Raw genomic sequence first — 23,164 nt, forward strand, 5'->3', positions numbered from 1 at the left:
ATCCCGGTGCGACGATGTGGCGGTGTCGTGGCTGATCGTTCACTACCACCGTCCTGACGGCGACTACTCAAACTGGTCACTGCACGTCTGGGGTGACGTCGGCGTCCAGGAGGCGACGTTCGCCGGCGCCGATGCCTTCGGGCGTTTCGCCTGGGTACGGCTTCCGGAGAGCGCCGCCTCGGTGGGTTTCGTGGTCGTCCACGCCGACGGCCGCAAGGACGTCGAGGCCGACCGGTTCGTCGTGGTCCGCTCGACCGGCGAGATCTGGCTGCGGTCCGGCGACGAGCGCGTCTCCTTCGCCGAGCCGGCTCCCGAGCCGCCGGCCGGCACCGCGGTGATCCACTACCGGCGCCCCGGCGGGGACTACCAGGGCTGGGGTCTGCACTGCTGGGAGGGCGTTCCTCTCGAGATCAAGACCTTCTGGCGTACGCCGTTGATGCCCACCGAGTTCGACGCGTTCGGTGCGGTGTTCCGGGTGCCGCTCAAGCCCGGCGCGGCCGGCCTGCGATACGTGCTGCACCGCGGCGAGGAGAAGGACCTGCCCGACGATCAGCGGCTCGACCTGACCGTGACCAGGGAGGTCTGGCTGCTGGCCGGTGAGGTCGACCCGATCCGTCCCGACCTGGGCACCCTCGGCCCCGAGCTCGACCCGGCCCGCTCGCACGCCGTGTTCCTCGACCGCACGACGATCGCCCTGCCCGAGTGGCTCGCCGGCCGGGCCGCCGCGTTCGAGCTGCTCAGCGGCAAGACCGCGTTCCCGCTCACGCCCCGCCCGGGCGGGCTGTTCCAGGCGCAGAGCCGGCGCTTCCCGCACCTTCGGGCATACCGGGCGTATGCCGTTCGTGAACTGGGCGACGCCGAGCTGGGTGAGCTGCTGCGCGACCGGTTGCTGGTGGAGGGACGGACCACGAGCGGCGAGGTGACCGCGCGGACAGCGGTGCAGATCGCCGGGGTACTCGACGACCTGTACCTGGAGGCCGCCGACGCCGATCTGGGCCTGACCCTGGACGTCGACCAGCCCCGGCTCGCGGTGTGGGCGCCGACCGCGCGGGACGTTCAGCTGGAGCTCTACCGCGACCCGCAGGCCGAGCCGCGGCTGCTGCCGATGGACCGCGACGACGTCAACGGCGTGTGGTCGATTCCGGTCAAACGCAAGTGGCTCGGGCGGTTCTACCGCTACCGGGTGCAGGTGTGGCACCCGGCCGCCCAACAGGTCGTGACGACGAGCGTGACGGATCCGTACTCGGTGTCGCTGGCCGCCGACTCCACCCACAGCCGGCTCGTCGACCTCTTCGACGACCCGGAGCTCGCGCCGCCCGGATGGGACGGGCTGGTCAAGCCGGCCGCCGTCGCGCCCGCGCGGATGCAGATCGCCGAGGTGTCGGTGCGGGACTTCTCGATCTTCGACGCCTCGGTGCCGGCCGGCGAGCGGGGCACGTTCCAGGCGTTCGCCCGCCCCGGCGCGGAGGGGATGCGCCACCTGCGCTCGCTCGCCGAGGCCGGGCTGACCCACGTGCACCTGCTGCCGGTCAACGACTTCGCCACCGTGCCCGACCGTCGCGCCGACCAGGCACAACCCGCGTGTGACCTGGCGTCCTTCCCGCCGGACTCGGCCGAGCAGCAGCGCGCGGTGATGGAGGTCGCGGACCGGGACGGCTACAACTGGGGCTACGACCCGTGGCACTGGACGACGCCGGAGGGCAGTTACGCCACCGACCCCGCCGGGACGGCGCGGATCCGGGAACTGCGCGCCGCGGTGGCCGGGCTCAACGCGGCGGGCCTGCGGGTGGTGCTCGACGTCGTCTACAACCACACGATGGGGGACGGGCTCGACCGGTTCAGCGTGCTCGACCGGATCGTCCCGGGGTACTACCACCGGCTGCTGCCCGACGGCAGCACCGCGGAGTCGACGTGCTGCCCGAACACGGCGCCGGAGAACATGATGATGGGCAAGCTCATCATCGACTCGCTGGTCACGCTGGCCCGGGCGTACAAGGTCGACGGTTTCCGCTTCGACCTGATGGGCCACCATCCGCGCTCGAACATCCTGGAGGCGCGGCTCGCCCTCGATCATCGGGTCGAGCACGGTCGCGACATCTGCCTGTACGGCGAGGGGTGGAACTTCGGGGAGGTCGCCCACGACGCGCGGTTCGCCCAGGCGACGCAGGTCAACATGGCGGGCACCGGGATCGGCTCGTTCAACGACCGGATGCGGGACGCGGCGCGCGGCGGTGGCGCGTTCGGGGACGACCCGGGGGTGCAGGGCTTCGTGACCGGGCTCGGCTCCCGCACGCCCGGCACGGTGCACGATCTGATCAAAGTCGGACTTGCGGGCGGGCTGGCGACGTACCGCTTCGTCAACCACGACGGGGTGGAGCGCAGCGGGGCCCAGGTCGACTACAACGGATCGCCGTGCGGCTATGCGGCCTCACCCGGCGAGACGATCAACTACGTCGACGCGCACGACAACGAGATCCTGTACGACGCGATGGCGTTCAAACTCCCCGCCGGGACCCGCCCCGTGGACCGGGCCCGGATGCAGGTGCTCGCGCTGGCGCTGGTGGTGCTCGGGCAGGGCGCCGGATTCCTGGCGCTCGGCAGCGAACGGCTGCGGTCCAAGTCGCTGGATCGGAACTCGTTCAACTCGGGCGACTGGTTCAACCAGATCCGCTGGGACCCGGGGCAGGGCAACGGCTTCGGCCTGGGCCTGCCGCCCCACGGCGACAACGGCGACAAGTGGGACTTCGCCCGGCCGCTGCTCGCCGATCCGGCGCTCGTGCCCAGCGCCGAGGTGATCGACCTGGCCGCCGAGCGGTACCGGGAGCTGCTGCGCATCCGGCGCACGTCGCCGGTCTTCGGGCTGCCCACCGCCGACGAGGTGCAGCGGCGGGTGACGTTCCCGCTCGGCGGGCCGGGCGAGACCCCCGGCGTGATCGTGATGTGCCTCGACGGGACCGGCCTCGACGAGCGGTGGCGGCGGATCGTGGTCGTCTTCAACGCGACCGACGAGGTGACCCGCCAGGTCGTGCCGTGCGAAGGCGCGCTGCGGTTGCACCCGGAGCTGACCGCCTCGGCCGACCCGGTGCTGCGCGGCGCGTCCGCGGTGACCGAGCCGGACGGGGCCGCGCTGACCGTCCCGGCCCGCCAGGTCGCGGTCTTCGTCGCCGAGCTGCCGGCGTGATGCGGCCCGGTCTGATCGGCGAACCCTGGCCCCGGCGTGACCCGGCCCGGCCTGATCGGCAACCTCGGGTTCGGCGTGACCCGGCCCGATCGGCGAGCGCCGGGTTCGGCGTGGCCCGCCCCGGGCGCGATCGGCGGGCACCGGGTTCGGCGTGGCCCGGCCCGGGCGCGATCGATGAACCCCGGGCTTGGCGGGGTGCGCGGCTGCGCTAGATTGCGCCGCGTGGCATGCCGGTGGTCGGCGGGCCGTCGAAGCGGAGGTCCTGGTGCGGTTCGAGCGTGCCCTGTGCGCGTTTGCGCTGGTCGGTGTGGTTGCCGGGTGCAGCTCGTCGTCCGATGACCCGAAGTTCACCGAGCCGGCGGCCTCGGCGTCCGCCGCACCGGTCCACGGCGGGCCGGCGCCCGCCTGGACCGAGCCGGCGTCCTACTCGTTCGTGCTGACCCGCGGCTGCGACCCCGCCAAGCCCACCGGCAGATACCAGGCGACAGTGAAGAGCGGGCAGATCGCGACCTCCTCCCGCGTGGGCGGCGCCGCCGCTGCCCCGGGCCCGTCGGCCGACGTCGACCTGGGCCCGGTCACCGGCGGTGAGGGCGAGGAGATCGAGGTTCCCACGCTCAAGGAGCTGGTCGACATGGCGCAGACCAGCGCCGAGGACGGCGGCGAGGTGGCCACGGAGTACGACGGGGCTGACGGCCATCCGGTCAAGGTCACCGTCAACGTGACCGGTGAGGCTTCCGGCGCCGAGTGCTGGATCGTCTCCGACTACAAGGCCGGCTGACAGCCCCCGCCCGGTTCTCCGCGGTTACGCGCCAGCGAGCTGGGTGCCCGGCGGCTGTGTGTCAGCAGGCCGGGCGCTCGGGGGTTGGGTGTCAGCAAACGGCTGCGTGTCAGCAAGCCGTGTGGTCGGGAGCTGCGTTTCAGCGGGCCGGGTCCTCGGGGAGGCGGCCTGTCAGAGGGCCGGGTGCTCCAGGAGCGCGACCAGGAAGAACTCGGCACCCGCGCCGAACGCTGCGGCCAGCGCATACCCGATCGCGACCTCGACGGGCTCGGCCTCGGCGGAGCCCTCCCAGGACACCTCGACGTCACCCGTCTCCGAGATGGTGAAGTCACCGATCCGGAAGCCGTCCCGCAGCAGGCGGCTGCTCCCGGCCGTCGTCGGCCGGTACAGGTACTGACGGCCCTCGTGCTCGACCACCACCCGGTACGAGAAGCGTGACCACCGCCCGGCTCCCGGCCGCAGGTGCACCGGAAGATCGTCGACCATCATCCGCAGATGCTGCCGCTCGCGCGTCCCGATCGGGATGTGCGCCTGGAGCTCCGGCTGGTGCAGCCGCTCCAGGACGGCGGTGTGCCGGCGACCCGGTGCGCGAACCTCGACAGCCACCCGGCCGTCACTGCGTTCGACATCGACGGTGAAAGCGCGGGGGTCGGTCACGGCGGCTCCTGAGGGGTCGGCGAAACGCGGTATCCGTCAATCCTCGCAGCGCCCCGCAAACCCCCTCGCCTCGCCGGGCGCCGCCTCGGTGACGCCCGGCGGAAGCCGCACGACCGCGGCCCGGCCCCAGAAACCAGCCGCGCCGGCCTCACCAAGGGCGGGCGCGGCAGGATTCCGGGAGGCAGGCGCGGCTCGACCTCAGGAGGGGAGGCGCGGACCGGCCTCGCGCTGCGCCGCGAGCCACGTCTCGACCTCGTCGGACGTCCGCGGCAGCCCGTCCGACAGGTTCCGGCAGCCGTCCGCGGTGACCAGCACGTCGTCCTCGATCCGGATGCCGAGGCCGCGCAGCTCCTCGGGGACCAGCTCGTCCTCCGGCTGGAAGTAGAGCCCCGGCTCCACCGTCAGCACGTAGCCCTCCCCGAGCGCACCCTCCCGGTACGTCTCGTTACGGGCGTGCGCGCAGTCGTGCACGTCGATGCCGAGCATGTGCCCGAAGCCGTGCAGCGTCCACCGCCGGTAGATCGTGCTGTCCTCCGCCATCGCCTCGTCCACGCTGACCGGGAGCAGGCCCAGGTCGTCGAGCCCCTCGGCGAGGACGCGCATGCACACCTGGTGCACGTCCTTGAACAGCACGCCGGGCCGGACCGCCTCGATGCCGGCCTGCTGCGACGCGTGAACGATGTCATACACCTGGCGCTGCAACGGCGTGAACGTCCCGGAGACGGGCACGGTGCGGGTCACGTCGGCGGTGTAGAGGTTGTGCCCCTCGACGCCCATGTCCATCAGCAGCAGCTCGCCCGGCTTCGTCACGCCGTTGTTGCGCACCCAGTGCAGGATCGTCGCGTGCGAGCCCGCGCCCACGATCGACGAGTAGCCCACGTCGTTGCCGTCGTGCCGCGCGCGCAGCCCGAACACGCCCTCCAGCAGGCGCTCCTTGACCCCGCGGTCGGCCGGGAGGATGCGCGCGACATCCTCGAAGCCGAGGACCGTGGCGTCGATCGCGGCCTGCAACTGGGCGATCTCCCACTCGTCCTTGACCAGCTTGAGCTCGGAGAGCGTCCAGGCGAGCTCGCGGTCGCGGGGCCGGGAGCGGTCGGGCTCGTAGGCCAGGATTGCCCGGTCGACGTTCGCGTCGAGGCCGCGCAGCACGCGGGTGCGCCCCGGCGCCGACTGGGCGAGCGCGGAGCCCAGGTGGCCCAGCGAAGCCGTCTCCAGCCCCAGCTCCGTCGACTTCTCGGCGAGGGTGTGGGTGCGGCCGATCCACAGCTCACCGTTGCGGTCACGGAAGAACCGGTCGGTGTCCTTGGAGTTGCGCTCGCGGGTGAAGAGCACCGCCTCGTGCCCGGACGCGGTCGGGTGCAGCACCAGCACGCTGTCCGGGTCGCGGTCGCCGGTGAGGTAGAAGAAGTCGCTGCCGGGCCGGAACGGGTAATCCGTGTCGTTCGCCCGGACCTTCTCGTTGCCGCTCGGGATGATCAGCGTCTCGCCGGGGAACGCCTCGGAGAGCGCGGCGCGGCGCTTCGCATAGTTCGGCACCTCGGGCACCGGCGCGACCGAGATCGGGTCCTCCCGCCAGCCGGTGCGCATGAACTGCAGAAACGCCTCGGGGAAGCCGGGGTCGTGCGACTCCGTCTTCGGCGCGGGCTGCGCGCCGCCGTCCTTCTGCGCCATCGTGGGGTGCCTCCGTTCGCGAGCTGTGACCCGACGTTACCGCCTACCTCCGACACAAAGCATGGCCCGGTGCCCCGGGTGACTTCTCAAGATCAAACTCTTCAGGTCCTAGCTCCGCTGTGGTCCGGATCGTCGCTCCCGCGGGGACCCTTCCGGGCTGAGCAGGGCGCCGGGGCGCCCTTAACGCTCATCCCTGCAGGGCGATCTCCGTGGGTGGTTGCGGTCTCGAAGACCCCGCATGGCCGTACCCGAAAGGAAGTTTGAGACAACCGACACGTGCGCCGGCTGTCCCGGCGACACCAGGACCGGTCCTCGTCGTCTCCGCGTGCAGAACCAGCGACCTCGGCATCCGGTCGTCGGCCACCATCCAGCGCTGCTCGCGACTCGCGACCGCGGTGCCGCGCGCGTCCGCGGTGAAGTCCAGCCAGATCTCGTTCGCCGGATTCGCGTACCGCGGATCCGCCGAGGGCTTCTCCTTCGTCGCCGCCGGGTCGTGCTGATGCTGGTAGTGCGGACCGGCCGCCTTAGGGTCCCGGCCGCACTCGGCCACGTGCATGTGCGCGCCGTAGGCCCGCCCCGGCACCAGCCCGGTCACCTCCAGCCGGACCCACAGGTTGTGCCCGGTCGAGCTGAACTGGACCTGCGCTGTCGCGCCGGGCGGGACGGCCCTGACGTCGTACGTGATCGCCTGAGCCCCTGGGCGCCAGGTCTGGAACACGGCGGGCCCGGACCCGGCGGCGGCAGGCCCGAGCCCGGCGGCGGCCGCGGGTGAGCCGCCGGCAGTTGGTGAGCCGACGGCGGCTGGTGAGGTGGCGGCGGCTGGTGAGGCGGCGAGGCAGGCCGCGGCGGTCGCCAGATGCAGAGTCGTCAGTATTCGGTTGGCAAACATGCCTTAATTCTCTCAAAAGAGGATTTGTCCGGTGCGGCAACGTCGGGCTGGATTTCCCCGGCGCGGAGCGCAAGGCTGAGATCCGGTGAAGCAACGGAAGGACTGGCATGGGTAACGCGGTGGTGCTGGGCGAGGCGCTGATCGATCTCCTCGAGGCCGAGGTGGGCGGCGAGCAGATCTACCGCCAGGCGATCGGCGGCGCGCCGCTCAACGTCGCCGTCGGCGCGGCCCGCCTGGGCAGCCCGGTGGAGTACGCGGGGACGCTGAGCACCGACGTCCTCGGCGACCGCATCGCCGCGTTCCTGGCCGAGGCCGGTGTCGGAGCGACCGGCGTGCGCCGCGTCGACGTGCCCACCACGCTCGCGGTGACCACGTTCGAGGGCGCCGAGCCGGCGTTCACGTTCTACGGCGAGCCCCCGTCGTACGCGCTGCTCAGCCCGGACGATCTCGACCCGCGCGCGCTGGCCGGGGCCGACGTGCTCTACACCGGCTCGATCTGCCTGCTCCGCGAGCCGTTCCGGGCCACCGCCCGGCAGGCGTGGGCGGGTTTCGGTGGTGTCCGCGTCTTCGACCCGAACGTCCGTCCCCGGCTGCTCCCCGACGACGCCGCCCTGAACGCGCTCCGCGAGCTGGTCGAGGAGTTCTTCGCCACCGCCGACCTGGTCAAACTCAGCTCCGCCGACGCCCAGCTGCTCTACGGCGACAGCGACCCGGCCGCGGCCGCCGACCGGATCCGCGCCCTGGGCGCCGGCACCGTCGTGGTCACCTGCGGTGCCCGGGGCGCCCACGTCGCCGCCGCGGACGGCGCGGCGATGCTCCCGGCCCCCGCGGTCGACGCGATCGACGCGACAGGCGCCGGCGACTCGGTGATGGGCGCCCTGGTCCACCGGCTGCTCACCGCCGGCCGCCCGGCAGGTCTGGCCGGGTGGCAGGAGTACGTCCGGTACGCCCTCGCGGTTGCCGGTCTGGTCTGCGAACGCCAGGGCGGCGCCACGGCCATGCCCACCCCGTCCGAGCTCGCCGCCCGCTGGCCCGCCCTCTGACCGCCGCGATCGCCGCCCGTCCTCGCCATCGACGCGACTCCCGGCCGTGGCTGGTGCTGAGGGCTGCTTAGGGCGCTCGTCATGACCGTGAGCGCCAGCCGGGTCCTGCGCCGGGCGGCGGCGCGCGGCTGGCGTTGACGGTTGCTCCGGGACCGTCGTGACGACCGTGAGCACCAGCCGGCTCCTGCGCCGGGCGGCGGCGGGCGGCTGGCGCTGACGGTTGCTCCGGGACCGTTGTCACGACCGTGAGCGCCAGCCGGGACCCGGCGCCAGCAGGCGGCGCGGCTTGCGGTCCGGGCTGGTGCTCACGGTCGTTATCCGACTCGGATAACGACCATGAGGACCAGCCGAGGACCGGGGGTCAGTCGCCGAGCGCGCGGGCGATGAAACGCTGCCGATCCAGCAGCACCCGCTCGACCCGCACCTCCGCGACCACGCTCTCCCCGTCCCGCACGGTCACGTCGAAGGAGAGCTTGCGGCCGTCCACCTTGGCCAGCGTTGCCTGCGCGACCACTGTCCGCCCGACCGGGGTCGGCGCGCGATGCTCCACTTCGGCCCTGGTGCCGACGGTGGTGATGCCGCCGGGTATCTGCCGTGCGGTCGCGGCCACCGTGGCGGCCTCGGCGAGCGCGAGCACCCGCGGCGTGGCCAGCACCGGCACGTCGCCGGAGCCGACGGACTGCGCGGTGTCGGCGTCGGTGACCGTCAACTCGACCCGTGCGCCGAGGCCGGGCGCGAACTCCGGAAGCTCCATGCTCGAAGCCTAAGCCTGCGGAGGTCGCTGCCAGAACGCGTCGTCGCCGGTTTGACCGACCGAAGGCTGCGGCGAAGCCACCGGAGGCGGCGGGAATCCGGCCGCGGGCGGTAGAAAGGCCCCCGTCGGAGGGAGGGCCCCCGTCGGAGGGAGGGCCGCCGCCGGAGGGAGAGCCGTTGGGGGGACGGGCGCCGCCGAGGGGACGGGCGTCGTCGCGGGGACGGCCGCCGGGGAGATCTGACCGTCCGGCGCCGCCCGCCGGGCTTCCCGGGCCCGCCGCGCCAGCTCTTCCGCCAGCGCCCAGGCCTCCGCCACATCCCGGTCCCGGGCTGCCCCGGACCGGGCGCCCGCCGCGTCCGCGTACACGGTCGCCACGCCGAGCAGCCGCTGCAGCGGCCCTTGAACGACCCGCACGCTCTGCAGCCGGGCGTACGGCACCAGGGTCATCTCCCGGGCGAGCCGCCCCTGCCGGGTGACCAGCACATCCTGGTGCAGCCCGACGCCCATGAACCGCAGCCCGATCGGATGCAGCCACCGCACCCGGGCCGGCGGCGGCGAGGTGGCCAGCGCGGCGAGGTCGACGCCGGGCAGTACGGTCCCGACCAGGAACCGGGCCGCGTGCTGGTCGCCGACGGGGAGCAGCCGGTCGGACCCGGTGTCGTTGCCACGGTCGGGCGTCTCGTATCCCGCGACGTCGAGCTGCAGGTAGAGCCAGCTGTTGAGCCGCCACAGGAACGGCCAGGTGATCCGCACCGCCTGCACCCGGTGCAGCGGCACCACCTGGCTGCGGGTCTCGGTCAGCCCGTAGTGCAGCATCAGCCGGCCGCCGGGGTCGCGCGCGAGCCGGAAGCTCCAGTCGCGCAGCACCCGCCGGATCGGCTGGAGCAGCACCCCGGCCATGGCGGTGACGGTGCTGGCGATGCCGATGAAGGTCCACGACCCTTCCATCACGAACTGGGTGATCACGAAGGCCACGCCGACCGGCAGCAGGAAAGCCTGCGGGGTGAGCAGCTGGCTGATCAGCAGGTCGCGGTTGCGGACCGCGAGGAGCGGGGTCGAGGCGGGCACTCCGGCCGCCGGGTCCGCCGTGGCCGGGGTCGCTGCTGCGGCGGTACGGCCGGAGAGCGCGAGAAGCTGTTCGCGAAGTGCCGAGGCCTCGCGCACGGTCAGGTACGCCAGGGGTGCCTCGGCCTTGTTCCCGCCCACCACTTCGAGCCGCAGCTCGGCCAGCCCGGTGAGCTGCGCGAGCAGTGGCCGTCGCAGCTCGACGGACTGCAGCCGGTCGAGCGGGATGGCCCGGTTCCGCCGGAACAGCAGCCCGTCGGAGATCCGCAGCTCGCGCGCGACGAGCTGGTAGCCGGTGTTCCACCACCCGACCGCCGAGAAGATCACCGCCCCGACCGCGACGGCGCCCACGACGAACGCGAAGTGGACGAGACCGAGCCGGTTCAGCGTCTGCCAGGAGAGCGCCGCGATGATCACGAAGAGGGTCTTGGCGCCGTGCAGCAGCGGGCTGAGCGGGTGCAGCCGTTGCCGCTGGGCCTGCTCGGGGGTCTGCGTGGTGGTCACAGGCCTTCGGCCCGATCCTCGCCGAGGGCGGTGAGGCGGTCACGCAGCCGGGCCGCCTCCTCGGGCGGCAGGCCGGGCACCCGGGCGTCGCTGGCCGCCGCCGCGGTGTGCAACTGCACGGTGGCCAGCCCGAAGGCCCGTTCGATCGGGCCGGCGGTGACGTCCACGTACTGCATCCGTGCGTACGGCACGATGGTCAGCCGTTTGACCAGCAGCCCGTGCCGGACCATCAGGTCGTTGTCGCGTTCCGCATAACCCCAGGCGCGCACGCCACGGACGGCGACGGTCGCCCGCCAGACGCCGAGCAGCAGCACCGCGGCGATCCCGGCCAGCCAGCCCCAGCCACCGGCGAGCAGCCATCCGGTGACGAGCCCGGCGACGAGGATCACCTGCCAGACGGCCAGCCCGATCAGGTCCACGGTGATCAGCTTGGGGGAGACGGGACGCCATTGCACCGTGTCCGGCCACGGCTGCAGGGCATCGACGGCGGTCGGCACGGAAGGCTCGTTCACATCTACGAGACTAGGAGACGCCGGCATCTTCCGACGACACGAAAGGCGTCACTTCTCGGAGGAAGGAGCGGGCCTCCAAGAACGCTCCCAGGGAAATCCGATGATCGTCGCAGGCCAGCCACGTCTTGCGATATTCCGGCGTGTGCAACTTCGGATTGTTCCAGAGCAATTGCCAGGCAGCGGGCGCGCGACAACCCTTGGCGGAACACTGCGGGGGAAGTTCCTCGACCATGTCGACCAACATAGAGGAAACGACGTGGGAGAAAGGAAAGCGAGTTATGCGCCGGGCGGCCACGGGGGAAGCCGCCCGGCGACACGGCAAATGCTACACGGTTCTGAGAGGTACGGATCCACCCGGTGAGCGTGCCCGTTCCGGCGGATCGCGCAGAAAGATCAACATGTTCGGCCGATAGTGCCCTGGGCTGCGGAGATCTTCGCGGACCGGGATGATGGTGACGGTCAGATGACGGCGCCGGTCTCTATGCTCCTAGGAACCTCTCAGCCGTGTGTAGTTGTCTGTCATGTAAGTCTTGAGCGTCGGCAATCCGAGCCGGCGGATCACGACCGTTCTGGAGGACCGGTGGCGCAGCCAGGCACGCCCGAGACCGAGACCAGCCCCGAGGGGGCCGTGCCGGTCCCGCCGGCGCATGACGCGTCGCAGCTCGAACGGGCGATGTTCGAGGTCAAGCGGGTCATCGTCGGTCAGGACCGGATGGTCGAGCGGATGTTCGTGGCGCTGCTGGCCCGCGGTCACTGCCTGCTGGAGGGTGTGCCCGGCGTGGCCAAGACCCTCGCGGTCGAGACCCTCGCCAAGGTGGTCGGCGGCACGTTCTCCCGGGTGCAGTTCACGCCCGACCTGGTGCCCGCCGACATCGTCGGCACCCGGATCTACCGGCAGAGCAACGAGCAGTTCGACGTCGAGCTCGGCCCGGTCTTCGTGAACTTCCTGCTCGCCGACGAGATCAACCGCGCACCCGCCAAGGTGCAGTCGGCGCTGCTCGAGGTGATGGCCGAGCACCAGGTGTCGATCGGTGGCAAGAGCTACGACGTGCCCGACCCGTTCCTGGTCATGGCCACGCAGAACCCGATCGAGCAGGAAGGCGTCTACCCGCTCCCCGAGGCGCAGCGCGACCGGTTCCTCATGAAGATCGTCGTGGGGTACCCGACCGATGCCGAGGAGCGCGAGATCGTCTACCGGATGGGCGTGAGCGCGCCCGAGCCGAAGCAGGTCTTCACCCCGGCCGACCTGCTCGCCCTGCAGCGCCGGGCCGATCAGGTCTTCGTGCACAACGCGCTGGTCGACTACACGGTCCGGCTGGTGCTGGCCACCCGCGCCCCGGCCCAGCACGGCATGCCGGACGTCGCCCAGCTCATTCAGTACGGTGCGAGCCCGCGCGCCTCGCTCGGCATCGTCCGCGCCACCCGGGCCCTGGCCCTGCTCCGCGGCCGTGACTACGCGCTCCCGCAGGACCTGCAGGACGTCGCGCCCGACATCCTGCGGCACCGCCTGGTGCTCAGCTACGACGCGCTCGCCGACGACATCCCGGCCGACCACATCGTCGCCCGGATCATGCAGATGGTGCCGATGCCCTCGGTCGCGTCCCGTCAGGGCACCTCGCCGAACGGCAGCGCGCACCCGCCCGCGCCGAACGGGATCCAGCCGAACGGGGTGCAGCCCACCAGCGGTGTTCCGGCCGGCGCTCCGGCGTTCCCGCAGAACGGCCCCTGGCCGCACCCATGAGTCGACCCGTCGGCTCTACGCCGGCGCCGCCGGACGAGGCGGCGCGGGCCGAGGCTGTCCTCGCCCGGCTCCAGCTGCTCGTCACCCGGAAACTGGACGGCCTGCTCCAGGGCGACTACGTGGGGCTGCTGCCCGGCCCCGGCACCGAGGCCGGCGAGTCCCGGGAGTACCGGCCGGGCGACGACGTGCGCCGGATGGACTGGCCGGTCACCGCCCGCACCACCCTCCCGCACGTGCGGCGCACGGTCGCCGACCGCGAGCTGGAGACGTGGATGGCGATCGACCTGTCGGCCAGTCTCGACTTCGGCACGGCCAAGTGGCTGAAGAAGGACCTGGTGATCGCGGCGGCCACGGCGGTCACCCACCTGACCGCTCGCGGCGGCAACCGGATCGGTGCGGTCGTGGGCACCGGCTCCGCCGTACCGGGAAAGGGCTCGTCGGGGTTCTTCCGGAAACGTCAGGCGGAGGCGGAGGCACCCGGCCCGCCGGTCGTCCGGATGCCGGCCCGGCCCGGTCGCAAGGAGGCGCAGGGCCTGCTCAGGGCGATCGCGCGGACCCAGGTCCGGCCGGGTCGCGCCGATCTCGGCGAGTTGATCGACCTGCTGAACCGGCCGCCCCGGCGGCGCGGCGTCGCCGTGGTGATCTCCGACTTCCTGGCGCCGGCGGAGACGTGGTCGCGGCCGATGCGCAAGCTCGGCGTCCGGCACGACGTGCTGGCGATCGAGGTCGTCGACCCGCGTGAGCTGGAGCTGCCCGATGTGGGCGTGCTCACCCTGACCGACCCGGAGACCGGCGACCTGCACGAGGTGCAGACGGCCGACCCGGCGCTGCGCGAGCGCTACGCGGCCGCGGCGGGAGAGCAGCGGGCCACGATCGCCCGGGCGTTGCGCGCGGCCGGTGCCGCTCACCTGCGGCTGCGCACCGACACCGACTGGCTGCTGGACATGGTCCGTTTCGTGGCCGCCCAACGACACGCACGCACCCGGGGGACCACTCGATGATCCGCTTCCTGGCTCCGTGGTGGCTGCTCACGCTGCTGCCCGTTCTCGTCGTCGCCGGCGCCTACGTGTGGCGGCAGCTCCACAAGCGGTCGTACGCGATGCGCTTCACCAACGTCGACCTGCTGCGCACCCTCGCGCCGAAGGGGCTGGGCTGGCGCCGGCACGTGTCGGCCGCCGCGTTCCTGCTGATGCTGGCCGCGCTGGCGTTCTCCACGGCCCGCCCGTCGGTCGACCAGGAGCAGCCGCTGGAGCGGGCCACCGTGATGCTGGCGATCGACGTGTCGCTCTCCATGCAGGCCGACGACGTGGCGCCGACCCGCATCGAGGCCGCGCAGGAGGCGGCGAAGGCGTTCGTCAGCGAGCTCCCCCCGACGTACAACCTGGGTCTGGTGTCGTTCGCGAAGGCGGCGAACGTGCTGGTCGCGCCGACCAAGGATCGTGCCGAGGTGCTCGCCGGGATCGACGGCCTGACGCTGGCCGAGGCGACCGCGACCGGTGAGGCGGTCTTCACCTCGCTCGACGCGATCCGCTCGATCCCGTCGGACGGCGCCGACGGCGCGCCCCCGGCCCGGATCGTGCTGCTCTCCGACGGTTACCGGACGTCCGGCCGCTCGATCGAGGACGCCGCGACCGCTGCCGCCGGGGCGAACGTGCCGGTCAGCACGATCGCGTTCGGCACCGACACCGGCGTCGTCGACATCCGCGGCCAGCTCCAGCGGGTGCCGGTGGACCGGCTCTCGCTGCAGGAGCTGGCGGAACGGACGAAGGGCTACTTCTACGAGGCGGCCTCGGTCAGCGAGCTGAAGAAGGTCTACGAGGACATGGGCAGCTCGATCGGGCACCGGACGCAGCCGCGCGAGGTGACGCAGTGGTATGCGGCGGCCGCGCTGCTGCTGGCCCTGGTCGGGGCGGCCACGAGCCTGCTGTGGACGTCCCGCCTGCCGTGATCCCCGGGTGCGCGCGGCGGGAACGCTGACGCCGCGCGCCGGAGAAAGCCGGGCTGATCGTGCGAAGCGCCGAGGCCGGCGCCGGAGAAAGCCGGGCTCGCTGTGCGAAGCGCCGATGCCGACGCCGCGCGCCGGACAACCCGGGTCCGCTGTGCGAAGCGCCGACGCCGGCGCGCCGGGGACGGTCAGGGCGTGTTGTGCGAGGCGAGGACGAAGAGCAGGACGACCCACGCGGTCATGACGGTGAAGCCGAGGGGAGCGATCAGGTTCTTCATGGTGGAGCCACCTACTTCCGCTTCGTGACGGGCGGTGAAGAAGCGCGGTCACGTCGCGGCCATGCCCGCTCCCGGTGTCGCGGCGCACACGACACGGCCGGCTCCCCTGAAGGCAGGGTCGAGCCGGTGGAAACGGGTGGGAAGTCTGGTCAGCGGTCAGAAACGCTGACGAGCGTCCCGGCCACGACTAGGAGGATCGCTATCTCGCACAGCGATCACCTCCGCAAGGTCGTCGGGCCAGGGAACCGCCGGGAACTGTACCCCTTAAAGAGAACTTAAGAAACTCAGGCTCCCCACAGGTGGCGTGGAACACCCGTCCGGGTCATTCGCCCGCCGCGACCAGGCCCGTCTCGTACGCGAAAACGACTGCCTGCGCCCTGTCCCGCAGCGACAGTTTCGTCAGGATCCGGCCGACGTGGGTCTTGACGGTCTGTTCCGCGACCACGAGATCGGCGGCGATCTCCTGGTTCGACCGGCCCCGTGCGATGAGCCGCAGCACCTCGGTCTCGCGCGGGGTCAACGCGTTCAGCGCGACCGGGCGGGGCCGGTCCTTCTGCGGGCGGGCGGCGAACTCGGCGATCAGCCGCCGCGTCACCGACGGCGCGAGCAGCGCCTCCCCGCCCGCGACCACGCGGACGGCCTGCACCAGGTCGGCGGCCGGCGCGTCCTTGAGCAGGAATCCGCTGGCGCCGGCCCGCAGCGCCTCGTAGACGTAGTCGTCGAGATCGAAGGTGGTCAGGATGAGGATCTTGGGGCCGCCGGCCGAGGCCAGTCGCCGCGTCGCCTCCAGACCGTCCATCACCGGCATGCGGACATCCATCAGGATCACGTCCGGGTTCAGGTTCCGGGCGGCGGTGACCGCTGCCGCCCCGTCCGCCGCGTCGCCGACGACCAGCAGGTCCGGCTGCGCGGCGAGCAGCGCGCCGAACCCCTGCCGGACCATCGCCTGATCGTCGGCGATCAACACCCTGATCATCGAGCCTCCGGCTGCCGGGGGATGCGGGCCAGCACCCGGTAGCTCCCGGCGCCGTCCGGCCCGGCGGTCAGCTCGCCGCCGAGCAACGCCACCCTCTCACGCATCCCGATCAAGCCGTGACCCGGTTTGTGCCCCGCCTCCGGCGTCGTCGTCAGCTCGTTGGCGACGCACAGCTCCAGCCGGTCGCCGTTGACGCGCGCGGTCAGCCGCACCGGGCTGCCCGGCGCGTGCCGGCCCGCGTTGGCCAGGGCCTCCTGCACTATCCGGTACGCCGTGAGCCCGGCCGTCCCGTCGACCCCGGCGAGCACGGGCAGGTCGCCGGTGACCGGCAGCCCGGCCCGGTGCGCTGTCGCGACGAGGTCGGTGATCTGGTCGTACCCCGGCTGCGGGGCCCGCTCGGCATCCTGGTTCTCCGCGCGGAGCACGCCGAGCAGCCGGCGCATGTCGGTGAGCGCCTCCCGGGCCGCCCCGGCGATCGAGGCGAGCTCCTCCTTGGCGTCGTCGGGCAGGCCGGTCAGACGGTACGGCGCGGTCTCGGCCTGCACCGCGATCATCGACATGTGGTGCGCGACCACGTCGTGCATCTCCCGGGCGATCCGGGCACGTTCCTCCAGCACCGAGCGCCGGGCCCGTTCCTGCTCGTTGATCTCCTCCTGCTGGGCGAGCAGCTCCCGGGTACGGCGGCGGGACGACACGATGTTGCCCAGGGCCGCGACCGCCACGATCATGACGGCCGCGCCCCCGGAGTTCTTCCCGCCCAGCAGCAGGACCGGGATCACCGTGAACGTGGTGGCCCAGATCGTGACGAGCGAGGTGCTGACCACGGCGAGGCGGGCGAGCACGAAGATCGTGGCGAGGATCTGCACGGTGTTCCAGGGCCACGGCTCGTTCGGCGCGTGATTCACCGTGCCCACGAAGATCATCAGGAACGTGAGCCGCCAGGCGTTCACCGGAAGGCGGTACGCGAGGGCGACCGGCAGCACGGATCCGATGGCGATGACCGCGATCACGACGGTGGGGAGTTCGCGGACCGCCTGGAGGTACTCGAAGGCCGTCGAACCGACGCCGACCAGGCCAATCACGATCAGCGGCAGGAAGTAGCGCAGCCGGCCGCGGGTCGCCGGGCGCGGGGTCTCGCGGCCGAACGTGAGCCGAACCAGTGGCCCCATTAACCCGTTTCGCGCTCCGCGGTCGGTAGTCTCCATCCCCAGCAGGGTAGGACGATGGGCTGAGGCTGTCGTCGTCCTGCGGTACCCCCTACCCGGGTATGACAGATACCTCTCGAAGGAGTGCGCTGTGCCTCGCACCGTGTTGGTGACCGGCGGAAACCGCGGCATCGGCCTGGCCATCGCCCAGGCGTTCGCCAAGCAGGGCGACCGGGTCGTCATCACCCACCGTGGGACGGGCGCCCCGGAGGGCCTGTTCGGCGTGCAGTGCGACATCACCGACTCCGCGTCGGTGGATGCCGCGTTCAGCTTCGTGGAGGCCGAGATCGGCCCGATCGAGGTCGTGGTCGCGAACGCCGGCATCACCGACGACACGCTGCTGCTGCGGATGTCGGAGGAGCAGTTCGAGCGGGTCATCGACACGAACCTGACCGGCGCGTTCCGGGTCGCGAAGCGGGCCACCGGCAAGATGCTGCGCGCCAAGTGGGGCCGGTTGATCTTCATTTCCTCGGTGGTGGGCCTGTACGGGGGCCCCGGCCAGGTGAACTACGCCGCGTCGAAAGCGGGTCTGGTCGGCATGGCCCGTAGCATCACGCGGGAACTGGGCACCCGGAACATCACGGCGAACGTGGTGGCGCCCGGTTTCATTCAGACCGAGATGACCGACGTCTTGCCGGAGTCGCGCAAGGCCGAGATCATCAAGGCCGTCCCGGCCGGTCGGCTCGCCAGTCCCGACGAGGTGGCCGCCGCGGTGACCTTCCTGGCGAGCGACAGTGCGGCGTACATCTCGGGCGCCGTGCTCCCCGTCGACGGGGGCTTGGGGATGGGGCACTGACTTCTTCCGAGAACCTTTTTCAGGAGAGAATGTTGTCTGGACTGCTGGCCGGCAAACGGCTGCTCGTCACCGGCGTCATCACCGACGCCTCGATCGCCTTCTCGGTGGCGAAGCTCGCGCAGGAGAACGGCGCCACCGTCGTGCTCACCGGCTTCGGCCGGCTCTCGCTGGTGGAGCGGATCGCCAAGCGGCTTCCCCAGCCGGCGCCGGTCATCGAATTGGACGTGACCAACCAGGAACACCTGGACGCGCTCGGTTCCCGCGTCCGCGAGCACGTCGACGGGCTGGACGGCGTTGTCCACTCCATCGGCTTCGCCCCGCAGAGCGCGCTCGGCGGCACGTTCCTGGAGACGCCGTGGGAGGACGTCGCGCAGGCGCTGCACGTCTCCACGTTCTCCTACAAGTCGCTGGCCACGGCGTGCCTGCCACTGATGGACCAGGGCGGCTCGATCGTCGGCATGACCTTCGACGCGACCAAGGCGTACCCGCTCTACGACTGGATGGGCGTCGCCAAGGCCGGGCTCGAGTCGGCGTCCCGCTACCTCGCCATGTACCTGGGCAAGCACGGGATCCGGAGCAACATCGTGTCGGCCGGGCCGCTGCGCACCATGGCGGCCAAGTCGATCCCGGGCTTCAGCGACTTCGAGGAGGCGTGGACGCAGCGGGCGCCGCTGGGCTGGGAGCTGACCAACCCGGAGCCGACCGCCAAGGCCGTCTGCGCGCTGCTCAGCGACTGGTTCCCGGCCACCACGGGCGAGATGGTGCACGTCGACGGCGGTTACCACGCCATCGCGGCCTGACCGCGGCATCGTGACACCGCCGACACGGGAGCGGTTCCGGCACGCCGGTTGACCGAGCCGGTGGCAGGATGGTCGGGTGGTTTACGACGCGTTCGTCCTGCTCTCCTTCGGCGGCCCCGAAAAGCCCGATGACGTGATGCCGTTCCTGCGCAACGTGGTGCGCGGGCGCGGCGTCCCGGACGAGCGCCTCGCCGAGGTGAGTGAGCACTACATGCACTTCGGCGGGGTCTCCCCGATCAACCAGCAGTGCCGCGACCTGCTGGCCGCGGTCGAGGGCGAGTTCGCCACGCACGGCATCGGCCTGCCGGCGTACTGGGGGAATCGCAACTGGTATCCGATGCTGGCGGACACCGTGGCGCAGATGCGTGACGACGGTGTCGAGAACGCGCTGGGCTTCGCCACCAGCGCGTACGGCGGATACTCCTCCTGCAAGCAGTACTGGGAGGACATCGCCGCGGCCCGCAAGGCGGTCGGCCCCAAAGCGCCGCTGATCAGCAAGCTGCGGCAGTTCCACGACCACCCCGGCTTCGTCGAGCCGCACGCCGAGGCGGTCCGCGCCGCGCTCGGCACGCTCGACCCGGCCCGCCGGGCCACCACCCGGATCGTCTTCACCGCGCACTCCATCCCGATGAGCATGGCCCGCAACGCCGGGCCCACCGGCGGTCGCTACACCTCCCAGATGGAGGAGACCGCCCGGCTCGTGCACGCCCGGGCCGGTGACGACCTGGGTTACGACGTGGTCTGGCAGAGCCGGTCCGGCCCGCCGCAGGTCCCGTGGCTGGAGCCGGACGTCAACGACCACCTGGAGGCGCTCGCCGAGAAGGGGGTCACCGACGTGGTGGTCAGCCCGATCGGCTTCGTGTCGGATCACCTCGAGGTCATCTGGGACCTGGACAACGAGGCGAAGGAGACCGCCGACCGGCTCGGCCTCGGCTATGCGCGTGCGGCCACCCCGGGGGTCCACCCGAAGTTCGTGTCGATGGTGCGTGAGCTGGTCCAGGAACGGCTGGGTGATCAACCGCACACCAAGCTCGGTACTCTGCCGACCTGGGACGTCTGCCCGACGAACTGCTGCCCCCCTGCGAAGCGACCTGGAGCCCCGGAATGAAGGAACGCAAGGCCATCGAGAGCTGGCTCACCGACATGGACGGCGTGCTCGTCCACGAGGGCGAGCCGGTGCCCGGCGCCCCCGAGTTCGTCAACCGGATGAAGGCGTCCGGCAAGCCGTTCCTGATCCTCACCAACAACTCCATCTACACCCCGCGTGACCTGCAGGCCCGCCTCACCCGGATGGGCTTCGAGGTGGACGAGCAGTCGATCTGGACGGCAGCGCTGGCGACCGCCCAGTTCCTCGCCGACCAGCGCCCGGGCGGCACGGCGTATGTGATCGGCGAGGCCGGGCTCACCACCGCGATGCACGCGGCGGGCTACGTGCTGACCGAGTTCGAGCCGGACTACGTGGTGCTCGGCGAGACCCGGACGTACAGCTTCGAGGCGATCACCAAGGCGATCCGGCTGATCAACGGCGGCTCCCGGTTCATCTGCACGAACCCGGACGCGACCGGCCCGTCCAACGAGGGGCTGCTCCCGGCGGCCGGCTCGGTGGCCGCGATGATCTCCAAGGCGACGGGCGTGAAGCCGTACTTCGTCGGCAAGCCCAACCCGATGATGATGCGCTCGGCGTTGAACGCGATCGGCGCGCACAGCGAGACGACGGCGATGATCGGCGACCGGATGGACACCGACGTGCTCTGCGGCCTCGAGGCGGGCCTGGAGACGATCCTGGTGATGACCGGCATCAGCACCCGGATGGAGAGCGAGACGTACCCCTACCGGCCGTCCCGCATCATCAACTCGGTCGCCGACCTGATCGACGAGATCTGACCCAGCACGCGAGGCACAGCGCCGCGACCAGAGGGTGACCGATCCCGGTCATCCACAGGACCGGCAACCCGGCGTAGGGCACCCGCCACCGCGCCACCCCGGTGACCGCCTCACGCGGCACCGGGGCGGCGTCCGCCACCGCGTTCGCGTCGCCCCTGGTGATCAGCCGGCCGTGCGCGTCGACGCCGACGACCCGGTGCAGCATCGGCCGGCCCGGCTTGCGGTAGGTGACCACCGACCCGACCCGCAAACGGTGGGCCGGAGCGGTCAGCACCACGTCACCGGGCCGGATCGCCGGCCGCATCGACCCGCTCGCCACCACCACCGCCGACCAGCCCGCGCCGCCGAGCCCCAGAACGCCGGCCAGCGCGACGACCAGCACCAGGGAGCGCATCCGCGTCACCTCCTGCGGTTCGGCGCAGATCACCGGTGGCTGAGATGCTAGCGTCGCTCGCGTGCCGGCGTGGGAAGAGTCCTATCTGGGTCAGTTGCGGGAATCGGTCGGACCGGAGCGGGTGCTCCTGACCGTCGGGGCGCGTGCCGTGCTGCGCGACCCCGAGGGCAAGGTGCTGCTGATCCGGCGCAGCGACAACGGGCGGTGGGCGCTGCCCGCCGGCACCATGGAGCTGCGGCAGACCCTGCGCGACTGCGCGATCCGCGAGGTGGTCGAGGAGACCGGGCTGACCGTGCACGAGGTCACGCCGTTCGCCCTCTACTCCGGGGAGGGGCTGACGACCAGCGCGTACGGGCATCCGTACCAGCACGTGACGCTCGCCTGCCGCGCCGACTCGTGGTCCGGCGACCTGCTGCGGGAGACGGACGAGACGATCGACGCCGCGTTCTACCCGGTGGACGCGCTGCCGGAGTCGGCCGGGCCGAACACCCGTCGTACCCTCGAAGATCTGGCTCGTTTCGAGTCCGGCGCCCCGTTCACGCTGGCATGAGCGACATCAGGGCCGCAGCCGTGGGTGAGGTCGTCGCCGCCGCATGGGTGTGCGTGCGGGACCGTCGCGTCCTCGTCGTCCGCGCGAAGAACTCCGACGCCTTCTACCTGCCCGGCGGCAAGCCCGAGCCGGGGGAGACGCACGCCGAGGCCGCCGCGCGGGAGACGCTGGAGGAGGTCGGGATCGTCGTGACAGCAGATCAACTGCGACTTTTCCGTACGATCGAAGCCCCCGCCCACAATCGCCCACCCGGCACCCGGGTGCGGCTGGTGTGCTTCCTCGCCGAGTCCGACGCCACCCCGGAAGCGGCCAACGAGATCGCCGAGCTGGCCTGGTTCACCTCCGCCGACGCGCCGCGGTGTGCCCCGGCGATCCGCCTGCTCCTCGACGAGCTGGTCACCGCCGGACTCATCGACTGAGGCGTCCATCTCGATATGCTGATGCCTTCCGGGAGGTGACCCGCAGGTGTCTGATCCCGCGTGGAGGCCGGTGGCGGGTACGCCGCGGTGGGCCGTGGTCGCGGCGTGGGCGACGGTGTGGTGCGTCGTCCCCTCGTCGGTGTGGCGGTCGGCGGCCGGTTTCGGTGCCGGCCTCGGCATGTCCGACCAGTGGCGCGAACTGCAGCAGATCCCCGGTCCCGGCACCGTCTACGTGCTGTCTCTCAGCGTTCTGTCGATCGCGTTCGCGTCGTTGACGCTCGGCCTGGTGTACCCGTGGGGGAACAGGTCCCGTCCTGGGTACCGGTGCTCGGTAGCCGGCGCTGTCCCACCTGGCTGGTGGCGGGGCTCGCGGCGGCCGGCGTGGTGCCGCTCGCCGTCATCGTGGTGACGAGCGTCGCGAACTGGGACGTGCTCATCGGGGCGGCGGGCCGCCCGTCGCCTGGCTGGACGATGCTGGCGACGGCCTGTTACCTGCCCGCCGCATGGTGGCCTGTGCTCGTGGCGGCGGTGACCGTCGCCTATGTCCGCCGCCGGGCTCGGCGGCCGGAACCCCGTTGATCACCCGTTCCCGCGGGTCTCCGTGAACCACCGGTTCGCCACCTGGGTGTGGAGGCCGAAGCCGAGCTCGGTGGGGCCGGGAAGCACCTCCAGGCCGAGCGCCTCCACCGTGGGCGGCGTGCCGGGGAGCTCGCCGGGCCCGGCGAGCCGGGGAAACAGTCCGAAGATGAGCAGCGTGCCGTCGGGGGCGCTGAGGGCGTCGAAAAGGCGTACCTCCGCGGGGTCTGCCTTCAGACCGGTCTCCTCACGCAGCTCACGGGCGGCGCCGGCCTGCCACGTCTCGTCGAGCTCGATGAAGCCGCCGGGCAGCGCCAGCCTGCCCTGCGCCGGGGGAATGCCGCGCCGGATCACCAGCAGACCGGAACCGATCGGCTGCAGGGCGACCGCGACCGGCGTCGGATTGCGGTACGTCGTCTCGCCGCACGCCGCGCACCGCCGCGGCCACGGCTGGCCGGGCACGAAGCGCGCGCCGCAGAACGTGCAGTGCGCGTGCCTGTCCTGAGTCACGCCGCCGTCTCCGCCGAGCCCGTCGCACCGCCGGTG

Annotated in this window: 24 protein-coding genes; 13 read left to right on the forward strand and 11 right to left on the reverse strand. The window is 71.9% G+C overall.

Going from position 1 to position 23,164, the window contains the following annotated elements; translation table 11 throughout:
- The first annotated feature begins 22 nt into the window (after positions 1–22).
- The gene (pulA, locus tag Acy02nite_RS06640) at positions 23–3,181 is read left to right on the forward strand and encodes a pullulanase-type alpha-1,6-glucosidase (RefSeq protein ID WP_239174339.1); all 3,159 of its coding nucleotides are present in this window, start codon (positions 23–25) and stop codon (positions 3,179–3,181) included.
- A 265-nt stretch (positions 3,182–3,446) separates the two neighbouring features.
- Positions 3,447–3,959 carry a hypothetical protein gene (locus Acy02nite_RS06645; protein ID WP_239174340.1) on the forward strand — a complete coding sequence of 171 codons (513 nt, stop codon included), beginning with the start codon at positions 3,447–3,449 and terminating at the stop codon, positions 3,957–3,959.
- A 171-nt stretch (positions 3,960–4,130) separates the two neighbouring features.
- On the opposite strand, the gene Acy02nite_RS06650 is transcribed toward Acy02nite_RS06645, so the two are convergent.
- The 3 genes from Acy02nite_RS06650 to Acy02nite_RS06660 all read right to left on the reverse strand — a co-directional run bounded on the left by Acy02nite_RS06650 (position 4,131) and on the right by Acy02nite_RS06660 (position 7,176).
- On the reverse strand, positions 4,131–4,616 hold the full coding sequence (locus Acy02nite_RS06650) for a hypothetical protein (protein ID WP_203738921.1): 486 nt from the start codon (positions 4,614–4,616) through the stop codon (positions 4,131–4,133).
- A gap of 198 nt (positions 4,617–4,814) precedes the next feature.
- Positions 4,815–6,287 carry an aminopeptidase P family protein gene (locus Acy02nite_RS06655; RefSeq protein ID WP_203738922.1) on the reverse strand — a complete coding sequence of 491 codons (1,473 nt, stop codon included), beginning with the start codon at positions 6,285–6,287 and terminating at the stop codon, positions 4,815–4,817.
- Positions 6,288–6,474: 187 nt separating this feature from the next.
- Entirely contained in the window at positions 6,475–7,176 is a 702-nt protein-coding gene (locus Acy02nite_RS06660) for a superoxide dismutase family protein (RefSeq protein ID WP_203738923.1), read from the reverse strand.
- A 107-nt stretch (positions 7,177–7,283) separates the two neighbouring features.
- On the opposite strand from Acy02nite_RS06660, the gene Acy02nite_RS06665 reads away from it, so the two are divergent.
- Positions 7,284–8,219, forward strand: a complete 936-nt coding sequence (locus Acy02nite_RS06665) for a carbohydrate kinase family protein (RefSeq protein ID WP_203738924.1) — start codon at positions 7,284–7,286, stop codon at positions 8,217–8,219.
- Between the two features lie 361 nt (positions 8,220–8,580).
- On the opposite strand, the gene Acy02nite_RS06670 is transcribed toward Acy02nite_RS06665, so the two are convergent.
- The 4 genes from Acy02nite_RS06670 to Acy02nite_RS06685 are packed head-to-tail and all read right to left on the reverse strand — an operon-like array spanning position 8,581 to position 11,286.
- Positions 8,581–8,973, reverse strand: a complete 393-nt coding sequence (locus Acy02nite_RS06670; RefSeq protein ID WP_203738925.1) for a thioesterase family protein — start codon at positions 8,971–8,973, stop codon at positions 8,581–8,583.
- Between the two features lie 9 nt (positions 8,974–8,982).
- Complete coding sequence (locus Acy02nite_RS06675; protein WP_239174342.1) at positions 8,983–10,542, reverse strand: PH domain-containing protein; 1,560 nt, start codon at positions 10,540–10,542, stop codon at positions 8,983–8,985.
- The gene (locus Acy02nite_RS06680; RefSeq protein WP_203738926.1) at positions 10,539–11,081 is read right to left on the reverse strand and encodes a PH domain-containing protein; all 543 of its coding nucleotides are present in this window, start codon (positions 11,079–11,081) and stop codon (positions 10,539–10,541) included. The genes Acy02nite_RS06675 and Acy02nite_RS06680 overlap by 4 nt, the downstream gene beginning before the upstream one ends.
- The gene (locus Acy02nite_RS06685) at positions 11,065–11,286 is read right to left on the reverse strand and encodes a hypothetical protein (protein ID WP_239174346.1); all 222 of its coding nucleotides are present in this window, start codon (positions 11,284–11,286) and stop codon (positions 11,065–11,067) included. Before Acy02nite_RS06685 ends, Acy02nite_RS06680 begins: the two co-directional genes overlap by 17 nt.
- Positions 11,287–11,634: 348 nt before the next feature.
- Here Acy02nite_RS06685 and Acy02nite_RS06690 point away from each other — a divergent pair, with 348 nt between their 5' ends.
- From Acy02nite_RS06690 to Acy02nite_RS06700, 3 genes are read left to right on the forward strand one after another with little or no spacing between them, the layout of a single operon-like run.
- Positions 11,635–12,795, forward strand: a complete 1,161-nt coding sequence (locus Acy02nite_RS06690) for an AAA family ATPase (protein ID WP_203738928.1) — start codon at positions 11,635–11,637, stop codon at positions 12,793–12,795.
- The gene (locus Acy02nite_RS06695) at positions 12,792–13,796 is read left to right on the forward strand and encodes a DUF58 domain-containing protein (protein ID WP_203738929.1); all 1,005 of its coding nucleotides are present in this window, start codon (positions 12,792–12,794) and stop codon (positions 13,794–13,796) included. Before Acy02nite_RS06690 ends, Acy02nite_RS06695 begins: the two co-directional genes overlap by 4 nt.
- Complete coding sequence (locus Acy02nite_RS06700) at positions 13,793–14,743, forward strand: VWA domain-containing protein (RefSeq protein WP_203738930.1); 951 nt, start codon at positions 13,793–13,795, stop codon at positions 14,741–14,743. The genes Acy02nite_RS06695 and Acy02nite_RS06700 overlap by 4 nt, the downstream gene beginning before the upstream one ends.
- Positions 14,744–15,340: 597 nt before the next feature.
- Here Acy02nite_RS06700 and Acy02nite_RS06705 read toward each other — a convergent pair.
- Entirely contained in the window at positions 15,341–15,994 is a 654-nt protein-coding gene (locus Acy02nite_RS06705; protein ID WP_203738931.1) for a response regulator, read from the reverse strand.
- On the reverse strand, positions 15,991–17,163 hold the full coding sequence (locus tag Acy02nite_RS06710; RefSeq protein WP_203738932.1) for a sensor histidine kinase: 1,173 nt from the start codon (positions 17,161–17,163) through the stop codon (positions 15,991–15,993). The genes Acy02nite_RS06705 and Acy02nite_RS06710 overlap by 4 nt, the downstream gene beginning before the upstream one ends.
- A 127-nt stretch (positions 17,164–17,290) precedes the next feature.
- Between Acy02nite_RS06710 and Acy02nite_RS06715 the strand changes: the two genes are divergently transcribed.
- From Acy02nite_RS06715 to Acy02nite_RS06730, 4 genes are all read left to right on the forward strand, one after another.
- Positions 17,291–17,995, forward strand: a complete 705-nt coding sequence (locus Acy02nite_RS06715; RefSeq protein WP_203738933.1) for a beta-ketoacyl-ACP reductase — start codon at positions 17,291–17,293, stop codon at positions 17,993–17,995.
- A gap of 32 nt (positions 17,996–18,027) precedes the next feature.
- Positions 18,028–18,795, forward strand: coding sequence for an enoyl-ACP reductase FabI (gene fabI / locus Acy02nite_RS06720; protein WP_203738943.1), 768 nt, complete (start codon positions 18,028–18,030; stop codon positions 18,793–18,795).
- A gap of 76 nt (positions 18,796–18,871) precedes the next feature.
- The gene (locus Acy02nite_RS06725) at positions 18,872–19,903 is read left to right on the forward strand and encodes a ferrochelatase (protein WP_203738934.1); all 1,032 of its coding nucleotides are present in this window, start codon (positions 18,872–18,874) and stop codon (positions 19,901–19,903) included.
- Entirely contained in the window at positions 19,843–20,679 is an 837-nt protein-coding gene (locus Acy02nite_RS06730) for an HAD-IIA family hydrolase (protein WP_425548145.1), read from the forward strand. Before Acy02nite_RS06725 ends, Acy02nite_RS06730 begins: the two co-directional genes overlap by 61 nt.
- Here the strand turns inward: Acy02nite_RS06730 and Acy02nite_RS06735 are convergent.
- A complete protein-coding gene (locus Acy02nite_RS06735) occupies positions 20,645–21,073 on the reverse strand; it encodes a signal peptidase I (protein ID WP_203738936.1) in 429 nt (142 codons plus the stop codon). The two genes, Acy02nite_RS06730 and Acy02nite_RS06735, sit on opposite strands and share 35 nt — an antisense overlap.
- 61 nt (positions 21,074–21,134) lie before the next feature.
- On the opposite strand from Acy02nite_RS06735, the gene Acy02nite_RS06740 reads away from it, so the two are divergent.
- The 3 genes from Acy02nite_RS06740 (at position 21,135) to Acy02nite_RS06750 (ending at position 22,621) form a co-directional block, all read left to right on the forward strand.
- On the forward strand, positions 21,135–21,623 hold the full coding sequence (locus Acy02nite_RS06740; RefSeq protein WP_203738937.1) for an NUDIX domain-containing protein: 489 nt from the start codon (positions 21,135–21,137) through the stop codon (positions 21,621–21,623).
- Positions 21,620–22,042, forward strand: coding sequence for an NUDIX hydrolase (locus tag Acy02nite_RS06745; RefSeq protein WP_203738938.1), 423 nt, complete (start codon positions 21,620–21,622; stop codon positions 22,040–22,042). The genes Acy02nite_RS06740 and Acy02nite_RS06745 overlap by 4 nt, the downstream gene beginning before the upstream one ends.
- A 294-nt stretch (positions 22,043–22,336) precedes the next feature.
- Positions 22,337–22,621, forward strand: a complete 285-nt coding sequence (locus Acy02nite_RS06750) for a hypothetical protein (protein ID WP_203738939.1) — start codon at positions 22,337–22,339, stop codon at positions 22,619–22,621.
- Here Acy02nite_RS06750 and Acy02nite_RS06755 read toward each other — a convergent pair whose 3' ends face one another.
- On the reverse strand, positions 22,622–23,128 hold the full coding sequence (locus Acy02nite_RS06755) for an NUDIX domain-containing protein (protein WP_203738944.1): 507 nt from the start codon (positions 23,126–23,128) through the stop codon (positions 22,622–22,624).
- Positions 23,129–23,164 lie beyond the last annotated feature (36 nt).

The organism is Actinoplanes cyaneus, from assembly GCF_016862095.1.
Classification (GTDB): domain Bacteria; phylum Actinomycetota; class Actinomycetes; order Mycobacteriales; family Micromonosporaceae; genus Actinoplanes; species Actinoplanes cyaneus.

Coding starts and splice junctions, on each gene's coding strand:
- Acy02nite_RS06685 (WP_239174346.1), bottom strand. CDS start 11,286: ATGGTCGAGGAACTTCCCCCGCAGTGTTCCGCCAAGGGTTGTCGCGCG.
- Acy02nite_RS06700 (WP_203738930.1), top strand. CDS start 13,793: ATGATCCGCTTCCTGGCTCCGTGGTGGCTGCTCACGCTGCTGCCCGTT.
- Acy02nite_RS06710 (WP_203738932.1), bottom strand. CDS start 17,163: ATGGGGCCACTGGTTCGGCTCACGTTCGGCCGCGAGACCCCGCGCCCG.
- Acy02nite_RS06695 (WP_203738929.1), top strand. CDS start 12,792: ATGAGTCGACCCGTCGGCTCTACGCCGGCGCCGCCGGACGAGGCGGCG.
- Acy02nite_RS06670 (WP_203738925.1), bottom strand. CDS start 8,973: ATGGAGCTTCCGGAGTTCGCGCCCGGCCTCGGCGCACGGGTCGAGTTG.
- Acy02nite_RS06665 (WP_203738924.1), top strand. CDS start 7,284: ATGGGTAACGCGGTGGTGCTGGGCGAGGCGCTGATCGATCTCCTCGAG.
- Acy02nite_RS06745 (WP_203738938.1), top strand. CDS start 21,620: ATGAGCGACATCAGGGCCGCAGCCGTGGGTGAGGTCGTCGCCGCCGCA.
- Acy02nite_RS06655 (WP_203738922.1), bottom strand. CDS start 6,287: ATGGCGCAGAAGGACGGCGGCGCGCAGCCCGCGCCGAAGACGGAGTCG.
- Acy02nite_RS06705 (WP_203738931.1), bottom strand. CDS start 15,994: ATGATCAGGGTGTTGATCGCCGACGATCAGGCGATGGTCCGGCAGGGG.
- Acy02nite_RS06680 (WP_203738926.1), bottom strand. CDS start 11,081: ATGCCGGCGTCTCCTAGTCTCGTAGATGTGAACGAGCCTTCCGTGCCG.
- Acy02nite_RS06660 (WP_203738923.1), bottom strand. CDS start 7,176: ATGTTTGCCAACCGAATACTGACGACTCTGCATCTGGCGACCGCCGCG.
- Acy02nite_RS06735 (WP_203738936.1), bottom strand. CDS start 21,073: ATGCGCTCCCTGGTGCTGGTCGTCGCGCTGGCCGGCGTTCTGGGGCTC.